Raw genomic sequence first — 19,022 nt, forward strand, 5'->3', positions numbered from 1 at the left:
TTTTGGCTTGTTTTAGGTATCGGTTTGTGGTTAGTTTATCTTATTTTTAAGTTTTCATTCCCCTCCTATTTTTTCGTCTGTTCGTAGTTAGTTTATTTTTTATGTCTCTTTCTTTTAACCTTATTTATTTCGATTATCATGACGGAACATAAAATTAAACAATAAAAATTTATTGATATTCGATAAAGGATATTGTATACTACAAATAATTCTAAATTTGTGAGGTCTTATTTATGAAAAAAGAAACGCTATTTTTAAAAATTGCGATTTGCATTTTATGTATTCCCGTCATCTTACTCGCCTTTATCGGTCTACCGCTTTTAATTCGTGAGGCACTTGATGCATTTCCTAAACAGCTTGCCTTAATTTACATTGCATTTGGCAGCATTTATTTAAGCGCCATTCCTTTTTTTACAGTCGTATTCCAAGCTTTTAAATTATTATTATTAATCGATAAAAAAGAAGCATTTTCTAAATCTGCTGTTCATAAACTAATGATCATCAAGGTTTCTGCCTTTATTATTAGTGGTTTATATGTGCTTACATTGCCATTATTTTATATGGCAGCAGAGTATGATGATGCCCCGGGTGTCATCATTGTTGGGCTAATTGTTATTTTTGCTGCATTTGTGGTGGCTATTTTCGCCGCTGTGCTCGAAAAACTGTTAGCTAATGCCATTCTAATTAAATCTGAAAACGACTTAACGATATGAGGTGAACGAAGTGGCAATTATTGTAAATGTAGATGTTATGCTCGCAAAACGTAAAATGTCCGTTACCGAACTATCTGAAAAAGTCGGGATTACTATGGCCAACCTATCGATTTTAAAAAATGGGAAAGCAAAAGCCATTCGTTTTGGAACCTTAGAGGCGCTTTGCAAGGCGCTCGACTGCCAACCAGGCGACATTTTAGAATACCGTAACGATTCTTAAAAACACGCAAACAAGCACACATCGTAATCACGATGTGTGCTTGTTTACTTATAAAATAATATTTTCCTGAATGAGCGCTAAATTTCGAATCACAATATAACGTTCTTCTATATCAATCGCGCCGGCCGCTTTTAATTGTTGCAACATCCGATTCACACTACTCGCCGATGTTACACCACAAAAACGAGCGATTTCTTCATTTGTAACAATAAAATCAATTTTATGCCCATTCTCTACTGGAACACCAAAAAGTTCATATAATGTATATAAATGCGTGCAAACCGCACCTATTTTCCCATTCATAAGCATTTGTTGCATTCTTTTGATTGCTTTTAAAAGCCTCATTCGGTAATAATCTTTCACATGCGCTTGAAGTTCAGGCTTACTATTCACATCTTTCCAAAACTGCACCCGATCAATCTTATAAAGCACGGCCACTTCTGATTCCACGCGAATATTAAACGGCGCATTTGTAAACTGCGAATATTCGTCGCGAAGTAGCGAGACGATATCCAGGCGGTTTATATACTCCAAGTTAAACTCTCTACCATCTTTTGAAATTAAACTCGTCTTCACAATTCCCTCTTTTAAAATATAAACAAAAGAATCTTGTATCCCTTCATACGTCAAATATTTCTTTTTTTCCTTTGTAATTATTGAAAAAGCGTGTTGCTCGACATAATCACTCAAGGCCTCACTTTTCATCCTTTTTTACACCCCTTATTTAATAAGCACTTCTTATAGAATAAAATGTTCCGAAACATAATTCCTCAACATTTGTTGTGTAAATTCGTTTTTATCTTATTATCATACCAAAATAAAATGTAGAAAAGCCAGACCTCACCTATACTATTCCCATACTTCTTTAAAATTTTAAAAACGAGGTGGCTTTTTTGAAAGAAAAACTGTTTAATAAAGGATTTATTAGCATTACACTAATTAATTTTATCGTATATTTAGTTTATTACTTAATGATGGTGATTATCGCGGTCATCGCACAAGAAAACTTAGGCGCCTCACTCGGACAAGCCGGTTTCGCCTCTGGTATTTATATCATTGGCACATTGCTCGCGCGCCTCTATATGGGGAAAAAATTAGAACTTTTTGGGAGAAAACAAGTTTTGCGCTACGGGATTTCATTTTACTTTCTAACAACCATCGCCTATTTCTTCCTTCCCAATTTATTTGTTCTGTATCTCGTCCGCCTTTTAAATGGATTTTTTTACGGTATGACTTCAACTGCGACAAACGCCATTGTAACAGCCTATATTCCTGAATCACGAAACGGCGAAGGAATTAATTATTACGGACTAAGTACCAGTCTCGCGGCCGCAATCGGTCCTTTTATCGGCATGATTTTACTTAACACAACAAACTTCCAAGTCATCATTGCCGTTTCCTCCGTTATCATTTTTTTAACAGCCATCACATGTTTCTTAGTGCCAGTAAAAAATCTACCGCTCTCAACCAAACAAATCGTGCAATTAAAAAAATGGTCTCTGCATAGTTTTATTGAATATAAAGTGTTGTCCATTTCGTTTATCGCTTTTCTCATGGGACTCGCCTATTCAAGTGTTTTAACCTTTCTATCTTCCTACGCGATTACTACCGATTTAGTCAAAGTAAGTTCCTACTTCTTTGTCGTGTATGCTCTCGTGATTACGGCAACAAGACCGCTAACAGGACGCATTTTTGATGCCAAAGGAGAAAAATTTGTGATGTATCCTAGCTATATTTTCCTTGCCATTGGTTTATTTACGCTGAGCATGGCAACAAACGGCATTGTCCTTCTTCTATCTGGTGCATTAATTGGGCTTGGTTATGGAACTTTCATGTCAAATGGGCAAGCAATTTGTCTGACGCTTTGTAGCACGCACCGAATTGGCGTCGGGCTCTCCACCTATTTTATTGGCCTTGATTTGGGCCTAGGTATTGGACCATATCTTCTCGGCGAAATTCACGCCATTTTATCTTTCCAAGGCCTATATATTGTCGCGGGTATCATTCCGATTCTTTGCATTATCTTATATACCATTTTAAATAAAGCGCATGCCGCAAAACCTACATTTTCGAAAGAAGGCGTAAAAGAATGAACTTTGTTAAACATTTATTTGTAACCCCTAGAGGCTACATTATTGGACTAAAGGAGGGTGAATCTTCTAACCACCTACGTGACGTTTATATCAACGACACCGTCCGAAAACAACTTGACCATTTCGACTCCCTCACACTACTTGAAAATCAAATTATTGGCTACAAAAAACTTTCAGATGAAGAAGAAAAACAATTGTTAGCCAGATGGCAAACTGAATATTTCACAACCTCATGAAAAAAGCTAATTCTTAAAAAGAATTAGCTTAGCTATAAGTAAACATATAAAGCGCAGAATGGATGTTTAACGGTGAAAATCGCTGTTTGCTTCCAGTCTGAGCTTTTTTGTTAGACGCGGAAGTAGTTCAATCATATTATCTTGCACAATTTTTTCATCATAAGGGATAGCAGTATGTAAGGCATTTTGTCTTAGCTTTTGACGCTCTTCAAAACTAGTACGCTCAAATTGAATTAATTTATGCGCAATCGTAGAAGGATTGCCAGCTTCCGTAAAATAACCATTTTGACCATCAATTAAATAGCCTTTAATGCCAGCAATTTCACTACCAATGACTGGTGTTCCGCATGCCATCGCTTCAAGCCCTACAAGACCTAAACTTTCTCCCTTTCTCCGGCTAGGAAAAAGGAGGACGTCCATTTCATTATAAAGCGCGACTAACTCTTCTTGCGGCAACAGATCATAACATGTTACGCTCGCCTCAATGCCAAGCTCCTTAATCAGTGCTTCTTTTTGTTTATTTTCCTTACCACTGCCGACCATAATTAGTTGAACCGAACCTGTTACCTCGCGTTTAAATTCCGCAAAACCGTAAAGGGCATCATCCCAGCCTTTATCAATATCAATTCGTCCTACGTATCCTACGCACATCGAGTTATTATTCGGTCTTTTTTCCTTTGGTGCAAATAAATTTCGATTGACACCACCAGAGGGTGAAATTAAAATATTATCGGCTTTTAGGTTATAGCGTTTTACAACAACCTTTTTAAAATAATCAGAGGGAACTACAACATGATTAGCTTCTTTAAGAAGGCGCTCCACCCATTTTTGCAAACGTTTTTGAATGCTGGTCTCTGGAAATACATCGCTTCCGTGCAAATTCACAGTTAGATTAATGCGCGGATTTAAAAGTTTCGCAAACAAAATGGGCAGTGCGCTGTGAGAAGCATAATGCAAATATATGAGGTCATGTTGTTTAAAAAGTAAAGTTACTAAAATCTGCCAATAAAAATTAAGATAAGTCATCATTTTTTTGAATCTACTTATCTCCTTTTTCATCGTAATAGTATCCACTGTTTTTGCAGCCTTTTCGAGAATGTGGATATGATTTTTCACAAAAATACCATATGAAGGGTATTCTTTTGATGGGAACATGTTGGCGATGACAAGTATTTTCATATCTCCATTCCTTTCTCTTGTGAAGCAGTTTGATGCCTTTTTTCGCGAAAAGCACGATAAGCGGTTAACATTGTGGGAATATAAATGAGGATAATACCGCCCATCAACACCAAATTAATGAGTGTAATAAGCCAAACAGAATGAATTAAAATATTAAGCGTTGCCCCTACAAAAAGAAAAGAAGTGGTAATCAAATGTCTTTTAACCGAAAAACCTTTCCAAATTTTCATGGAAAAGTAGGTTCTCGCTAAAAAGAAAGCGATATAGGCGCAACCTGTCGCAATAGAAGCTCCAATAGCCCCGTATATAGGTACAAGAAGCAAATTAAGCCCTACAGAAACCGCTAAAGCAATAATCGAAACGAGAATATTAAGCCAACTTTTCTTTAAAAAAAACGATACCTAGATTAGTTGTTTCACTAACTGTCATCATTAGCGGATAAAAACATAGAAACGGGAAAATATATTGCGCTTCTCTATATTCAGGCGATAAAATCATAATAATAACCCCTTTAAACAGAAGTAGCCCTGTGAATAAAAGCGCTATTAAAAACATAATGCTATCGCTCACTATTTTAAAATAGCGCATTGGTTTTTGTTTTTTATACCATTCATACGCGGTCGGCACCCAAAAATTCGAAAAGGTTATCTGAAGAATCAGTAACGCGCTAGCAATTTTAAACGCCGCTGTATAGAGGCCTAGTTGCTCAAAGTCACAAAAATAGCGAATAAATAATTTATCAATAATCACGAATAAACTATAAATTACGGTAGCCACAACTACAGGCAAGCCAAAACTGGCTAACTTTGGTAATAACGTCCGGTCTATATGGAATAAATTAAATCGGAGTAAGCGATAATTTTTAAGAATAAGGATGCTATCTCCAATAATTTGTCCAATAATCGTGGCATAAACGACGGTTATAAAAGTATCCGAAAACGCCAGTAAAAATACAACGGTGCATAGTAAAATCATAAATTTAATCAAAATATTAAATATCGAGAACTCAAGCGCTTTATTTTGCATCCGAATATGCAAAAAGATAAATCGTTCAAAAATTAAAAATAGCGTTGAAAATGCAATCAAGTAAACTGCCTGATAATATACCTCACTATCAAATAAAAATAGGGAGAGCGGCTTAGCAAACAGACACATACATGTGATAACAAAAACTGAAAAGACTAGTGGGACAAAAATAGCCGTTTGAAATAGCTTGTTTTTATCCGTATAATCATAAAATTCTCGAGCGAACGCCTGATCAAACCCAAGATAAATCACACAGATTATTAATGTTTGAGCAAGCATAAACATACTTGTTTTCCCGTATTCCGTTGGCGAAATAAAATAGGTCACAACCGGGATGGTTAGTAAATTCAAAACGGCGGAGCCTAATGAGCCAATCGCAAATTGCATTAGTCGTTTAATGAGAGTTTTCATTTTTTTCACGCAAACTTTCTTTTTGGATAAATAGACCACCGCAAATTAAACCAAATAACGTGGAGGACAAGGCTGAAAATAAAACGTGCCCTGCAACTGTGCCGTATAAAATGAGGACGAAAAATAAAACACTATAGATAGTTCGTTTCTTACAAGCTTTTACAGATAAATAAAGAAGTAAAGTCAATGTCATGAGTAAACCAACAACGCCTAAAGAAAAAAGAACATCTAAAAAATCCATTTCGACCAGGTCCCCGCCTTTCCAGTCTGCAATACGCGTGTTAAAACCAAATCCGATTAGCCGTAATAAGTCATTTCCTGTATCCGTATAGTAAGAAAAGGCAATTTCCAGAAAATTACTACGTGAACTCGTAAAAAAGCGAAGAAGATCATTATTATACAGCCCGTAAAAATAATTTAGGCGCAAAATTAATCCAGCTAAGACGCTTAAAATAAAGAAGCGACCTTTTATGTAAATGATACTTACAATAAGAGCAATAAGTATCCCTGTTATCAATTTAATAGTCACACCAATATCTTTTTGAAAGAAAAAGAAACGAATAAACAAAATCAGTGTCACAATTACACCGTATATAATTCCTGTTTTTGTCCCTAAAAGTAACAATCCAAGCAAGTTACCTAAATATAAAAGGCAGATGGATAGTAAAGGAAGAAACGACATTTGGCGCATTTTTTTAAATAAATACCATCCTGTAAATGTCGCAGATGCAATAAAGCTTAGCGTCGTATCATTATTTGCAAAAAAGAAAGCTTTATAACCTGCATCCGAACCCGCATACGTTTGATTCCCAACACCAAAGATAAATGGAATTAATAAACCTAACGTAAATAACGTACTAATGGTTAAAAAGATTTTTTCATATTGGCTTTCTTTAAATTGGTCCGCGCGTTGATAAACATAATACGGAATAAGCACCCATAGGAAAAACTTAACCATGTTCGTCAAATCATAATAAAATGCAGTTGCCTCGTTTTGAAGTACTATCGTTTGGACAAACAGTGTAATAAGTCCGCAAAACAAAAACATGGATGTTAAAATCGTATATAAGTCTTTCTTAAAGCCTTTCTTTAATATTTGAAACACTAAAAAGGCAATACAGATCAAACGATAAAACACACCAATGGGCAGGTTTATTCCTTCAGTCAGAACAAAACCATACACTGTATCAATGAAAGGAAAAATCGAAAATAACACCATGAAAATTTTTGTTTCTTTTAGCAAAATTATCCTTACCTCTCTTGTTTAATCACTCTTGCTGGAATTCCTCCAATAACACTATAGGGTGGATATTTTTTGGCCGCAGGGACAACAGCACCTGCTGCTACAACGCATCCATCAGGAATTTCTGCTCCTGCTAAAATGGTCACTCGTGTTCCAATCCAAACATCATCACCTATTGTGACTTTCTTTTGGATAGTTCCTGTGTCTAAAATTTTCTTCTTTCCTTCAATAAAATGTGTATCCGTTAAAATGACAACATCCGGGGCGATTAAAACATCATCGCCAATATAAACGGGAGCTGTAGCAATAATCCGCGCATTATCACCGATAGAGGATCTGCTACCAATATAAATATTTTTAGTAAACCTTAGTTTTAATTTAGGACGTAAATTACTATTTAATTCACATTTTCCAAACATGGACTGGGCTACTCGGTTTTTCATAGCTCGTAGTCCCCTTCCAAAAGCCATTCGATTGGGCATTGGAAAAATATTTAATACCGAAAAAATTATTTTAGCAAACATTGTTTCCCTACCTTCCTAACTGTCTTTTATGAACGTCTGCCTTTTAAAAAAACGTACGATGCTCATCTCTTTTTTAGGAATAATCATAATAATTATCCAAACGATTCTTCACACAATTTAAAACGGTTCCAATGATTGGAACATTTGTCTTACGCAATTGATCAACTGCAATTTTAGTCCGATCTTTTAACGATTTTTCACTTCGTAATACAACAACCGTTCCGTCCACATATGGCGTTAGGACAAGTGCATCAGAAGAAGCTAAAATCGGTGGTGTATCAATGATGATTTGGTCAAACTCTTGACTAAATTGTTGCATGAGTTTCTCCATTTTTTTAGATATAAGTAGTTCATTAGGGTTTGGAGGAACTGTTCCGCTAGTTAGAACAACGAGGTTATCAATTTCGGTTTGACGAAAAACCTCACTTCGCTCCATATCTCCTGTTAATAAATTAGATAGCCCTACGTTAACACGGATATCAAATGTTCGATGTACGGTTGGTTTCCTCATATCTGCATCAATTAAAAGCGTTCTGTTACCTTGTTTTGCATAGCAAACCGCTAAATTAGCTGAAATAGTAGATTTTCCATTATTTGGTTCTGGCGATGTAATCATGATAGATTGATACTTTGTGTCTACAGAAGAAAAATGAATACCGGTTCGAAGTGTTTTAAACTGTTCTGAAATAGGGCCATTTGGATTAACGATGGTAATTAAATTTCTCCCTCTAGTGATTTGTTCACTCATAATCATCTTCCCCGCTTTCTTCGACTACCGCTTCGTTTATTTTTAGTAAATACTGATTCCTCTTTGATTTCACTAATAATAGTGAGCACTGGAAGATTTAAAAGCGCCTCTACATCATCCGCAGTTTTAATCGAATTATCAAGCAGGTGACGAATAAACATAATAATGATGCCGATAATTACGCCTAAAGCTGCTGCTACCATAAGAAGTAGACCTTTGCTTGGCTTAACAGCTGGTGCGTCTTTATCAAACGTTGCCTTTGCTAATATATAAACATTATCTATTTGCATAATTTTAGGAATTTCACCTTTAAAAGATTGAACTATACTATTTGCAATGGTGACAATTTCTTTTGGATCTTCACCTTCTACTGAAATTGTAATCACTTGCGAATCTGATGTACTATTTATCTTAATCATATCTGTTAACTCTTTAACAGTATATTTATTGTTTATTTTTTTTGATACTTGCTCTAATAAACCAGGACTTTTCATAATCGATGCATATGTATTAACAAGCTGTAAGTTAGCCTGAACATCTTGAGATTTCATTTGCGCGTTTTCAGGTACTGACTGATTAATCAAAACTTCTGTTGAACTTCTATAAATAGATGTTGAAAAAAAAGTAAATATAAATGAGCATCAGTAAGATTGAAATACCTGTACTTGCAATGAGAACCCACTTGTTTTTTTGTATAAGATTTCTTAGTTGTTTAAGATTTAAACTTTCTTCCATCGTACCCTCCTAAATATGTATTATCGAAACCAAAATTTTTTTCAATTCTTCATCTCTTTTTTAGCCATTATCTATAAGATTGATTTACTTCAAAAATAAGCGCCATTTTAAACAAACTTAGTAAGACTAGTTGAAAATAAATCGTTCTATTGGCTTTATTCCTAACCCTCCTCTATTTTCTAAAAGATCTTCCTTAGATGCAGTTTGTGTATTTTTTAGATATTTATATGAAATGTTGTGATTTTTTAAACTTTTCTCAATATATGTGCTACACAAATACACTATTTTATATTCATTTTATAAACCCATTTTATATCATAGCAGTTTGATTTTTTGAAAAACAGATAACTTTAAAACTTTTACTTTGTTTTTTGTGTACGTTTTGTTACGAAATACTTTAGTTACCTATTAAACAACTTATGGATATAATTTTTTAGCTATTGGTTTAATGAACCGCAAAAAAAGAAGAGGAGAGCCCTCCTCTTCTTCTTCCTAACTTACATATTCTTTTGACATTTGACTAGCTACCAGCTCTAATAAGTCCACCACACGACATGCATAGCCCCATTCATTATCATACCAAGCTAAAACTTTAACTTGTTTTTTTAAAATAACCATCGTACTTAAGCCGTCAATAATAGCGGAGTGCGGATTGGTTGTAAAATCAACAGAAACAAGTGGCTCATCAGTATAATCTAATATTCCTTTATAATCTGTTTCAGTGGCAACTTTAAAAGCCGTATTCACTTCTTCCTGAGACACTTCACAGTCAAGTGTCGCAACTAAATCTACGAGTGAAACATCTGGTGTTGGAACACGAAGACTTGTCCCATTTAGCTTTCCTTTTAAATGCGGTAAAACAAGCGAGATTGCTTTAGCAGCACCCGTTGTTGTTGGTATGATTGATGTTGTACAGCTTCTTGAGCGTCTTAAATCCTTGTGCGGATTATCTAAACTGTGCTGATCGTTTGTAAAGGCATGAACAGTCGTGACTAAACCGTTTTGAATGCCAAACTGATCATCTAGCACTTTCACAACTGGCGCTAAACAGTTGGTTGTACAAGAAGCATTGGAGATGACATGGTGGCGCAAAGGATCATATGCCCCTTCGTTAACACCCATCACAATTGTAATGTCTTCATTTTCTCCAGGCGCTGTAATAATGACTTTTTTTGCACCTGCTAGTAGGTGATTCCCGGCTGTTTCTTTAGACCGAAATTTGCCGGTTGCTTCAATGACAATATCCACATTTAGTCTCTCCCATGGTAATTTCTGCGGGTTTCTCTCTCGCACAAGTTCAATTTCTTTTTCGCATACGCTTAAATGATTTTCATCAATAATCTCGATATCATGATTAAATTTGCCGTGAACACTATCATATTTAATCAAATGACGTATTGTTTCAGCTGGATAACTGGCATTAATTGCGACCACTTCATGAACATCATCCATAATTAATTTTCTAAAACACATTCTACCAATACGCCCAAACCCGTTAATTGCTACTTTCTTCGACAACCTAAATTCCCCCTTAGAATTAGTTACAAAGCAAATTGCATAAACAGTATAGCATGTGTATTTAAAAAAATGTAAGCGTTTTCTTTTCGTGAATAAACGAACAAAGTAAAATTCATCCTCTTTTAACAGAATTTTTTATAAAATTTCAAATTGGATTATTAGTTTTCTACAAGGGATTATTATATACTTTGATTGACGGGACAAAAAAATGTTTTGTTAAACTGTAGAAAAGGAGTGAATTTGTGTATTTAAAAAAACAGAAAAATAACGGGGTGAAAAAATGGATGGATACGTTTACGCGCATATTTTAAGAATCTTAAATTACTTAGAGTGTCAATGTTTAACAATGGACCATCTACAGCAAGAACTTACAAAGATAGAAAGCGAGACTCATTTAAGCAAAAATCACATACTTGAAGTACTTTACAAACTGGAAGAATATGGATATGTACTTCGGGCATACGGGAAAAGTGATACAAGTTATCACATTACAACAAAAGGTAAAAACTTAATGGCGAGAATTAAAAAAAACACTAGTCTTCAAAAACTAGGTGAAAATGGTATTATTCCATTTAAAAGTAAATCTTAATGAATATCAAAATGGCAACGATCGTTTGGTCGTTGCCATTTTGATTTGGGTAGATAGATTAGGTTAAAGAATTGCGCTCTGTTACTCGGTAAATATGAATCGTTAAATAAACTTGTTCGTCCCTTGTGAGTGATGCAAAATGCGTGTTTTTTAAATAAGCATCAATTTTCTGTGTGCATTTAAATGCTTCAGGATATTTAATTTGTACTTGATCATATAAAAAGTCGTCTCCAGAGTCGACCACTTCCTCCATCAGCATTCTTTGGGCAAAATATTGTAGGTGCGTCACAAAACGCGTGTAATTTAGCGACGTTTCATCTAAAACCATGCCGTAATGGTATGTAACAATGTTTAAGATGTCCTGAACAATTTGCGTCATTGTTACTGTGGTGGTCATTTGTTGGCCATCTTGGCGCGCATTCACGATATGCAGTGCGATGAAGCCCGCTTCATCTTCATCTAATAAATATCCGAACTCTTCTTGAATAATGCCCAGTGCTTTTAAACCAACTTGATATTCGGGTTGGTAAAAACGTTTAATTTCCCATAAAAGTGCATTTTTAAGATTAATACCTTGTTTGTACCTAGAAAGCGCAAAATTAATGTGATCCGTGAGCGTTAAATATATATTATCACTCAGTTCAGCATTTAATTTTTCTTTCGCATACTGAACAATATCATCCGCTACACGTAAATGTTTAGCGGAAATTTCGCTCAGTAATTCAGAAAGCTTTTCGGAAAGCTCGTGGGATTCCATGACAAACGTTTTTTCAATCTTTGTTTCATCCACATCATCTCCAACTTTCTTTTGAAAAGCCAATCCACGTCCCATGACAACGATTTCCTTAGCTCCCTCATCTTCGGCAACGACAACATTATTGTTTAAGACTTTCTTAATCTCCATTTTGTCTTAACCACCCTTTCAAAAGAAAAAACCCAAACTAATTCCAAAACTATAAAAAACAATAGTCTTCGAATTAATTTAGGTTTTGCCTGCCGCACAGTAACAATCCTACAATTCTTGTTTTATTATAGTATATAAAGAAAACGTTTGCAATACCTATTTATTATTTATCTTCTATTATTATTTTTTTTAAACGAAATGTCATATATTTATTTATTATACTTGAAAATTTAGTGTTTTGAAACAGGGAGATGGGGAATAAAAATAATTATAAGCGGTTTATAAAAGGAGGATTTCAAGAATGGCAGATTTGAAAACAAATCAAGTTCGGGCAACTAAAAAAGTTCCCAAAATGAGTGACGCATTGCCAAAAGAAAATTCCCACCATCAGTTTGCTGAGAAGACACATGTAAAAAGTAAACCAGCCACGGAACAAAAACAACAATTTCATCGTAGGATTTTAGATTAGTAAGATAAAACTTAAGCACCCAAACGTAAGGGTGCTTTTTTAGGAGGAAAAGGAATGCCCAATGTTAAAATGACGTTTATTAATTTACCAGTTAAAGATTTAAATGAATCCATCGCATTTTACACAGAGCTAGGATTTAAATTTAATCCCGATTTCACAGATGAAAATGCCACTTGCATGATTATTAACGATACTACTTTTGCCATGTTACTAGTCGAACCCTTCTTCAAACAGTTTCTCCCTTCAACCGAAATCGCAGACTACAAAACAACTACTTCCGTCATAAACGCTCTTTCTTTTGATACTAGGGACGAAGTGGACGAACTCTATGAAAAAGCAATTAACGCTGGGGCTAAAAAGGGGTACATCATGGATGAGCAAGGTATGTACTCCAAAAGCTTCCACGATATTAATGGTCATATTTTAGAACTCTTCCACATGGATATGAATTCGAAGTAGATAAAAGCGTTCGAGCCTCGGCTCGAACGCTTTTAATGTACATATTCTTCGGAATAGAAATGTTCACAAATTTGGGAAATGCGTTTTAAATCCACATTCCCGCCAGAAATAAGAGACACAACTTTTTTACCCTCTACATATTTTCTCGTTTTTTCTGAAACAAGAGCTGCTGTACTAAGCGCACCTGCGCCTTCCACGACCGCCTTCCCGCGTTGTAGCAAGTCTTTCATCGCACTTTCTAATTCATCCTCTGTGACCGTTACAACTGTATCCACAAGTTCACGAACAATTTCAAAAGTAATGACCCCAGGCACTTTAACCGCGCATCCATCCGCCATTGTAGGCGCTGTATAATGAGATATGATTTTACCAGCATCAAAAGAGGCTTTCATTCCATGAACATTTTCCGCTTGAACGCCAATAATATGAATATTCGGGTTAAAAGATTTAAGTGCTACAGCAAGACCGGAAATAAGTCCGCCTCCGCCAATCGGTGCAATAACTGTATCCACATTCCACATACTATCTAAAATTTCAAGTCCAATCGTCCCTTGTCCCGCAATAACAGACGTATCGTCGTATGGGTGAAGAAAAGTTTGGCCAGATTTTTTGACAATCTCTTCGCATTTCGCCTTGGCATCATCGAACGTTGCGCCAAATAAAATGACTTCGGATCCGTAACCGCGTGTCGCATCAATTTTTGCTTGCGGAGCTGTTTCAGGCATAACGATTGTGCTCTTAATCCCTTGAAGTCTTGAGGAGAGCGCCACGCCTTGTGCATGATTGCCGGCTGAGCAAGCGATAACACCTTGTTCCCGTTCTTCTTTTGTTAAAGTGGAGATTTTATTGTACGCACCGCGAAATTTGAATGAGCCAGTGAGTTGCATGTTTTCAAGCTTTAAATATGCGTCCGCACCTGTTATGCTTGTTAAATAGAAAGATTTTACAAGTGGCGTTACGCGCGCATTGTTTTGTAGCACTTCTCTTGCTCTTTGTATGTCCCGAATGCTGACATAGTGGTCTGTATTCATTTAAAGCACCTTCTCTACACGTTTAAATGGTAAATCAAGTGTCTCTCCCAGACTTTCAAATGTAATTTCACCTTGATATATATTTATACCCGATGAAAGTGCGTCACTTTCTGCAATAGCTTGATTTAAGCCTTTCTTTGCAATATCGACTAAGTAAGGAATATTTCCTTTTGCGAGCGCCATCGTAGCTGTTCGCGGGGTTGCACCAGGCATATTAGGAACCGCATAATGTAAAATATCATGTTTTATAAAAACTGGATTGTCATGTGTTGTATAGTGATCAATCGTTTCCACCGTACCACCTTGATCAATTGCAATATCGACAATAACGCTACCCGGTTTCATCGTTTTCACCATGTATTCTTTCACAATTTTCGGAGGCTTAGCACCGGGGATTAAAATGGTTGAAATAAATAAATCCGCCTTTTTTATCTCTCTTTCTAAATTTTCTGTTGTAGAAGGTAAAACTTGGACAGATTTTCCGTCGTAACGTGTTTTTAAATATTCCACACGTTCAGGGTTTAGTTCTAAAATGGTCACGTTACACCCAATACCTATAGACATATCCGCCGCATTTAAAGCAGCATTACCACCGCCTAGAATAACCACTTCACCAGCGCTTATGCCGTCAATGCCCGGAAGCAAAATCCCTTCCCCGCCGTGTTGTTTCTCTAAATAGTAAGCACCCATGAAAACAGCACGCCGACCAGCAATAGCACTCATAGGCTTAAGTAGCGTTAAAACACCGTCATTCGAAATGGTTTCCCCGGCAATCGCTGTCGTGCCTGCTTCCATCATCGCCATAACACAAGGTTTAGACGCTGCCAAATGAAGGAAACCCCAAATAATTTGATTTTTTTTGAAGAAAGCATATTCTTCCTGTTGTGGCTCTTTTACTTTTACAACAAGCTCCGCATCCCATGCTTCTTCTTTTGTTACAATTTTGGCGCCGGCCTCTAAATACTCTTCGTTAGAAAAACCAGAACCTAGACCAGCGTCACGCTCCACTAAAACAGTTTGTCCATTGCAAGTTAATATTTGTGCATTTTCGGGTGTCATCCCAACACGAGCTTCACCTTTTTTCACTTCTTTTACAACTGAAATAATCATTTTGACACTTCCTTTGTGATAGTTTGAGAACAGAGTAGGCCTATTAGTCCGTTTTCAACTTGCTTCATTTGCGACTACAGAATAACACCCAATTAAAAAAGCTGTCAATTCAACTTTGAGAATAAAATCACAAACTTATTCTTTACATAAAACTCGAAATCAGTTCTCTATGAGTGGATTTCCCATTTTTTTGAACTTCATTTTATACGCTAGATAAAACTTTGTCCAAACTCCGCTAAAAAAAAACTGGACAAATTAGAGATTTGTTTATATTGCTTATCTGTAAGCGTAGTCATAGGATAAAGATGTAAGGTAAATTACTCAAAAAGCACGACGCTCATCTCCGTTTTAGTCAAAAGGTGCTTTTAAAGAGGGTTACATTTATTTACCCCTTGATAGAAACTGCAAATGAAGTTCTGCGAAAGGAAGAAAATATATGTACCTGTCTGCTAGATCTCGCATTATTTTAGAAAAAATACTTCCTGAAAAAGGTGACGCAACAATTCAACAGCTGGCAAGCGACCTTGGTGTCAGTGAACGAACGGTAAGGCGTGATTTGGATGAAGTAAAGCAAACGCTTGAAAATTTTGATCTCATCCTCGTTCGTAAAGGAAGTAAGTTGTCTGTCAGTGGCAGTCTTCAAAATCGTGAAAATGTCCAAAAAACGCTGCTTGATTTAATCGGTAATGAGTTTACTCCACTCGAAAGACAATATTTTATTTTACGTGTGCTTCTTACAACAAATGAACCCGTTAAACTAATTGCACTCGCTAGCGAGCTTTCTGTTACAGTGGCAACCGTCGGAAGTGATTTAACAAGGCTTGAAGAAGAATGGAACGGCAAAATCCGCATCGAACGAAAGCGCGGAATTGGTGTTAAACTAGATTGTTCTATTATTGAAAAACGTGAATTACTTCGTGAACTTCTCTTTATGTCAATGCCAAAAATCAAGCTTTATCAATACTTGGTAGATATTCTAGATGGTGCCCCTGTTTCAAACAATTATGAGTTTTTAACGCATTTTATTGATTTTCAAATACTTGAACTTGCGGACCGGAGCTTAACACGTTGGATGAAAAAACTTTCTTATGAAGTGAACAATGACTCGCTCGTAGACCTACTTATCTACCTTTTAATTGCAGTCAAACAAATTTCAAAAGGAAAAATGATTTCTAAAAAAAGCGATAACCATATTTTTATACAAGATTATCCGGAATATGATATCGCGGAACGAATTCTAAAAGACTGTTTACCAGACCAGACTATCCCAGAAGCTGAAATCACAGAACTTACCATGCAAGTGCTCGAATCAGAAATTCGAACAGGCGAAGATGTATTTTATCGAAATGAAAAAGTACAAGCCATTCGGATTGCTAAAAAGCTCATTTCTCGTGTTGCAAAGGAAATTGATTTACCGCTTTCCCAGATGTCACTGTTAAAAGGCTTAACCGAGCATATACAGTACTCACTCATACGCCTAAAGAAAAAAATGCCACTTAACAACCCGCTTTTACCACTGATTAAAAGTGAGTTTGGCGACTTGTTTTATGTTGTACAACACATTGCATCCGAACTTTACCCTTTCAAAAAATTGCCTGAAGAGGAAACAGGTTTTATCGTGCTCCATTTTGAAGCTGCTATCATCCAATCGGAGAATTTAAGACCATATAGCGCACTTGTTGTGACATCCAGAAGCAACGGCGTAAGCACGTGGCTACGCGCCAGATTTCGCAAACGTCTACCAAAGCTTCAAAAAATTAAATTCGTCACGCCACTCGAACTCGTCAAAGAAACCAACTTACATAAATACGATATTATTCTTTCGACAACCGATTTAACCGACTTTAAAGTGGATTATGAACTTATCAGCATTTTCATTTCAGATGCAGAAATGAAAGACATCCAACATAAACTTGAAAAAATTGTTTCCGCAAAAGGCGATGATGTAGATTTTCCGGGTTTTGCGAGTGACACAAAAAAGTTACCTGAAACCCTTTCTAACCTAAAATCAATGCACCAATTTTATGGGCTCATTATTTCATTTTTAGAATCCATCTACATCGAAAGCGGTAGCGACATGACGCGAAACAAAGAAGATAATTTACGTTCCTTCAGTCAATCCATTGCAAGTAAAAAACCTGACCTTTCTTCTGATAAAATTTTTAAGAAGTTGAGTTCCCTTGAAGCTAGACAAAAAATCATTTCTGGCGGTACCAATTCTGCCTATTTTTTAGTAAATGACAATGTCCAAACAGCTTCTACACATATTTTCACACTAAATCATTCCATTGATTTTCAAATCGAGGACGGCTTAAAGTCCCCTGTATCAACCGTCATGGTTTTATGCTACCTTACGAACTTAATGCCGAACTGCTTGAAATTACAACGTACCTCTTAACGGTTTTAACAGAAGACGATGCGGCCATTTTACTAGCAGAATCAGGCGACGAAACAAAAATCATATCTTTATTCACAACATATTTAGAAGAGTTTTTAGAACATAAGCGGAAAAATTAATTTTCACTAACTAAATTGTCATTATCATGTTTATAAACGCCTCCAGTTAGTTGGCAAATGAGCATGTTAATATAAAATTTCGAGGAGGAATCATCCACATGTCAAATGCTTTAAATGATTTTCTAACACCGCAACTTGCCGCATTACGTGAACAAGGTCTATACAATGAAATTGATTCCATTCAAGGACCAAATGGCGCCAAAGTTAAAATCCATGATAAGGAGTTAATCAATTTATCTTCCAATAACTATCTCGGCTTTGCAAATGATGAGCGCCTAAAACAAAAAGCAATTGAAGCTACAAAAGAATACGGCGTCGGTGCAGGAGCCGTTCGTACTATTAACGGCACAATGACAATCCACGATGAACTTGAAAAACGTATCGCAGAATTTAAACATACAGAAGCCGCTATCGCCTTTCAATCTGGTTTTAACTGTAACATGGGCGCGATTTCCGCTGTTATGACTAAGAAAGATGCCATTATTTCAGATGAGCTGAACCATGCCTCTATTATCGACGGTTGCCGTTTATCAGGCGCTAAAGTCATCCGTGCACGCCATCAAGATATGGACCATTTGCGTGAACTTGCCAAAGAAGCAACAGAGAGCGGGCAATATGAAAAAGTCATGTACATATGTGATGGCGTCTTTTCAATGGACGGGGATGTCGCAAAACTTCCGGAAATCGTTCAGATCGCTGAAGAGTTTGGCTTAATCACTTACGTAGATGATGCTCACGGCTCAGGTGTAATGGGCAAAGGAGCAGGAACCGTTAAACACTTTGGCCTTTCTGATAAAATTGATTTCCAAATCGGGACATTGTCCAAGGCGATTGGTGTTGTGGGCGGATACGTTGCAGGTTCAAAAAAACTAATTGACTGGCTAAAAGTTCGTGCAAGACCTTTCCTATTCTCCACATCACTAACTCCAGGCGCTGCCGCTGCGTGTATTGAGGCAATCGATATTATGGAAAGTGATCCTCTGACTATGGAAAAACTTTGGGAGAACGGACACTATTTAAAAGCTGGTTTAAAAGATTTAGGGTTTGACATTGGTCACTCGGAAACACCTATCACACCTTGCATTATTGGCGATGAGAACTTAACACAAACCTTTTCGCGTCGTCTGTTAGAAGAAGGCGTATATGCAAAATCCATTGTTTTCCCTACCGTTCCAAAAGGCACTGGCCGAGTTCGTAACATGCCAACTGCTGCCCATACAAAAGAAATGCTCGATGAGGTACTTAAAGTTTATGAAAAAGTAGGTAAAGAATTAAACGTGATTTCTTAACACACAAA

21 protein-coding genes are annotated in these 19,022 nt (G+C 36.4%); 9 read left to right on the top strand and 12 right to left on the bottom strand.

Features of this window, described 5'->3' with window-relative positions:
* Positions 1-233: 233 nt before the first annotated feature.
* Positions 234-713 (top strand): DUF2975 domain-containing protein, encoded by a 480-nt coding sequence (locus LFLEISCH_RS00005; RefSeq protein ID WP_007471676.1) that lies wholly within the window; start codon positions 234-236, stop codon positions 711-713.
* Positions 714-723: 10 nt separating this feature from the next.
* Positions 724-933, top strand: a complete 210-nt coding sequence (locus LFLEISCH_RS00010) for a helix-turn-helix domain-containing protein (protein WP_007471685.1) — start codon at positions 724-726, stop codon at positions 931-933.
* Between the two features lie 48 nt (positions 934-981).
* On the opposite strand, the gene LFLEISCH_RS00015 is transcribed toward LFLEISCH_RS00010, so the two are convergent.
* Complete coding sequence (locus tag LFLEISCH_RS00015; RefSeq protein WP_007471687.1) at positions 982-1,638, bottom strand: Crp/Fnr family transcriptional regulator; 657 nt, start codon at positions 1,636-1,638, stop codon at positions 982-984.
* A gap of 188 nt (positions 1,639-1,826) precedes the next feature.
* Between LFLEISCH_RS00015 and LFLEISCH_RS00020 the strand changes: the two genes are divergently transcribed.
* Together LFLEISCH_RS00020 and LFLEISCH_RS00025 are read left to right on the top strand one after the other, a co-directional pair.
* Positions 1,827-3,026, top strand: coding sequence for an MFS transporter (locus LFLEISCH_RS00020; protein ID WP_007471689.1), 1,200 nt, complete (start codon positions 1,827-1,829; stop codon positions 3,024-3,026).
* On the top strand, positions 3,023-3,262 hold the full coding sequence (locus LFLEISCH_RS00025; RefSeq protein ID WP_007471691.1) for a hypothetical protein: 240 nt from the start codon (positions 3,023-3,025) through the stop codon (positions 3,260-3,262). Before LFLEISCH_RS00020 ends, LFLEISCH_RS00025 begins: the two co-directional genes overlap by 4 nt.
* A gap of 66 nt (positions 3,263-3,328) precedes the next feature.
* On the opposite strand, the gene LFLEISCH_RS00030 is transcribed toward LFLEISCH_RS00025, so the two are convergent.
* The 8 genes from LFLEISCH_RS00030 to LFLEISCH_RS00060 all read right to left on the bottom strand — a co-directional run bounded on the left by LFLEISCH_RS00030 (position 3,329) and on the right by LFLEISCH_RS00060 (position 10,646).
* Positions 3,329-4,441, bottom strand: a complete 1,113-nt coding sequence (locus tag LFLEISCH_RS00030; protein WP_007471693.1) for a glycosyltransferase family 4 protein — start codon at positions 4,439-4,441, stop codon at positions 3,329-3,331.
* The gene (locus tag LFLEISCH_RS15660; protein ID WP_479481404.1) at positions 4,438-4,764 is read right to left on the bottom strand and encodes a hypothetical protein; all 327 of its coding nucleotides are present in this window, start codon (positions 4,762-4,764) and stop codon (positions 4,438-4,440) included. Before LFLEISCH_RS15660 ends, LFLEISCH_RS00030 begins: the two co-directional genes overlap by 4 nt.
* Before the next feature lie 46 nt (positions 4,765-4,810).
* Positions 4,811-5,878 (bottom strand): lipopolysaccharide biosynthesis protein, encoded by a 1,068-nt coding sequence (locus tag LFLEISCH_RS00035; RefSeq protein WP_241432848.1) that lies wholly within the window; start codon positions 5,876-5,878, stop codon positions 4,811-4,813.
* Positions 5,862-7,121: an O-antigen ligase family protein gene (locus LFLEISCH_RS00040; RefSeq protein ID WP_007471695.1), complete on the bottom strand. Its 1,260-nt coding sequence runs from the start codon at positions 7,119-7,121 to the stop codon at positions 5,862-5,864. The genes LFLEISCH_RS00035 and LFLEISCH_RS00040 overlap by 17 nt, the downstream gene beginning before the upstream one ends.
* 8 nt (positions 7,122-7,129) lie before the next feature.
* On the bottom strand, positions 7,130-7,564 hold the full coding sequence (locus LFLEISCH_RS00045; RefSeq protein ID WP_223196454.1) for an acyltransferase: 435 nt from the start codon (positions 7,562-7,564) through the stop codon (positions 7,130-7,132).
* 154 nt (positions 7,565-7,718) lie between these two features.
* Positions 7,719-8,393: a CpsD/CapB family tyrosine-protein kinase gene (locus tag LFLEISCH_RS00050; protein ID WP_051057265.1), complete on the bottom strand. Its 675-nt coding sequence runs from the start codon at positions 8,391-8,393 to the stop codon at positions 7,719-7,721.
* A gap of 2 nt (positions 8,394-8,395) precedes the next feature.
* A complete protein-coding gene (locus tag LFLEISCH_RS00055; protein WP_007471700.1) occupies positions 8,396-8,977 on the bottom strand; it encodes a YveK family protein in 582 nt (193 codons plus the stop codon).
* A 643-nt stretch (positions 8,978-9,620) separates the two neighbouring features.
* Positions 9,621-10,646 carry a glyceraldehyde-3-phosphate dehydrogenase gene (locus tag LFLEISCH_RS00060; protein WP_007471702.1) on the bottom strand — a complete coding sequence of 342 codons (1,026 nt, stop codon included), beginning with the start codon at positions 10,644-10,646 and terminating at the stop codon, positions 9,621-9,623.
* Positions 10,647-10,926: 280 nt separating this feature from the next.
* Here LFLEISCH_RS00060 and LFLEISCH_RS00065 point away from each other — a divergent pair, with 280 nt between their 5' ends.
* The gene (locus LFLEISCH_RS00065; RefSeq protein WP_007471703.1) at positions 10,927-11,235 is read left to right on the top strand and encodes a DUF3116 family protein; all 309 of its coding nucleotides are present in this window, start codon (positions 10,927-10,929) and stop codon (positions 11,233-11,235) included.
* 58 nt (positions 11,236-11,293) lie between these two features.
* Here LFLEISCH_RS00065 and licT read toward each other — a convergent pair whose 3' ends face one another.
* Positions 11,294-12,139 (bottom strand): BglG family transcription antiterminator LicT, encoded by an 846-nt coding sequence (licT, locus tag LFLEISCH_RS00070; RefSeq protein WP_007471705.1) that lies wholly within the window; start codon positions 12,137-12,139, stop codon positions 11,294-11,296.
* Positions 12,140-12,440: 301 nt separating this feature from the next.
* Between licT and LFLEISCH_RS15345 the strand changes: the two genes are divergently transcribed.
* Positions 12,441-12,608 (top strand): hypothetical protein, encoded by a 168-nt coding sequence (locus tag LFLEISCH_RS15345; RefSeq protein ID WP_007544943.1) that lies wholly within the window; start codon positions 12,441-12,443, stop codon positions 12,606-12,608.
* A gap of 54 nt (positions 12,609-12,662) precedes the next feature.
* Complete coding sequence (locus tag LFLEISCH_RS00075; RefSeq protein WP_007471708.1) at positions 12,663-13,067, top strand: VOC family protein; 405 nt, start codon at positions 12,663-12,665, stop codon at positions 13,065-13,067.
* Positions 13,068-13,099: 32 nt separating this feature from the next.
* On the opposite strand, the gene tdcB is transcribed toward LFLEISCH_RS00075, so the two are convergent.
* Together tdcB and ald are read right to left on the bottom strand one after the other, a co-directional pair.
* The gene (tdcB, locus tag LFLEISCH_RS15180) at positions 13,100-14,098 is read right to left on the bottom strand and encodes a bifunctional threonine ammonia-lyase/L-serine ammonia-lyase TdcB (RefSeq protein WP_007471711.1); all 999 of its coding nucleotides are present in this window, start codon (positions 14,096-14,098) and stop codon (positions 13,100-13,102) included.
* Positions 14,099-15,208: an alanine dehydrogenase gene (gene ald / locus LFLEISCH_RS15185; protein WP_007471712.1), complete on the bottom strand. Its 1,110-nt coding sequence runs from the start codon at positions 15,206-15,208 to the stop codon at positions 14,099-14,101.
* A 436-nt stretch (positions 15,209-15,644) separates the two neighbouring features.
* Here ald and LFLEISCH_RS00090 point away from each other — a divergent pair, with 436 nt between their 5' ends.
* Positions 15,645-17,606 carry a BglG family transcription antiterminator gene (locus LFLEISCH_RS00090; RefSeq protein WP_007471714.1) on the top strand — a complete coding sequence of 654 codons (1,962 nt, stop codon included), beginning with the start codon at positions 15,645-15,647 and terminating at the stop codon, positions 17,604-17,606.
* 217 nt (positions 17,607-17,823) lie between these two features.
* Complete coding sequence (locus LFLEISCH_RS00095; protein WP_007471716.1) at positions 17,824-19,014, top strand: glycine C-acetyltransferase; 1,191 nt, start codon at positions 17,824-17,826, stop codon at positions 19,012-19,014.
* Positions 19,015-19,022: the final 8 nt, after the last annotated feature.

Source organism: Listeria fleischmannii subsp. fleischmannii LU2006-1 (assembly GCF_000344175.1).
Classification (GTDB): Bacteria; Bacillota; Bacilli; order Lactobacillales; family Listeriaceae; genus Listeria; species Listeria fleischmannii.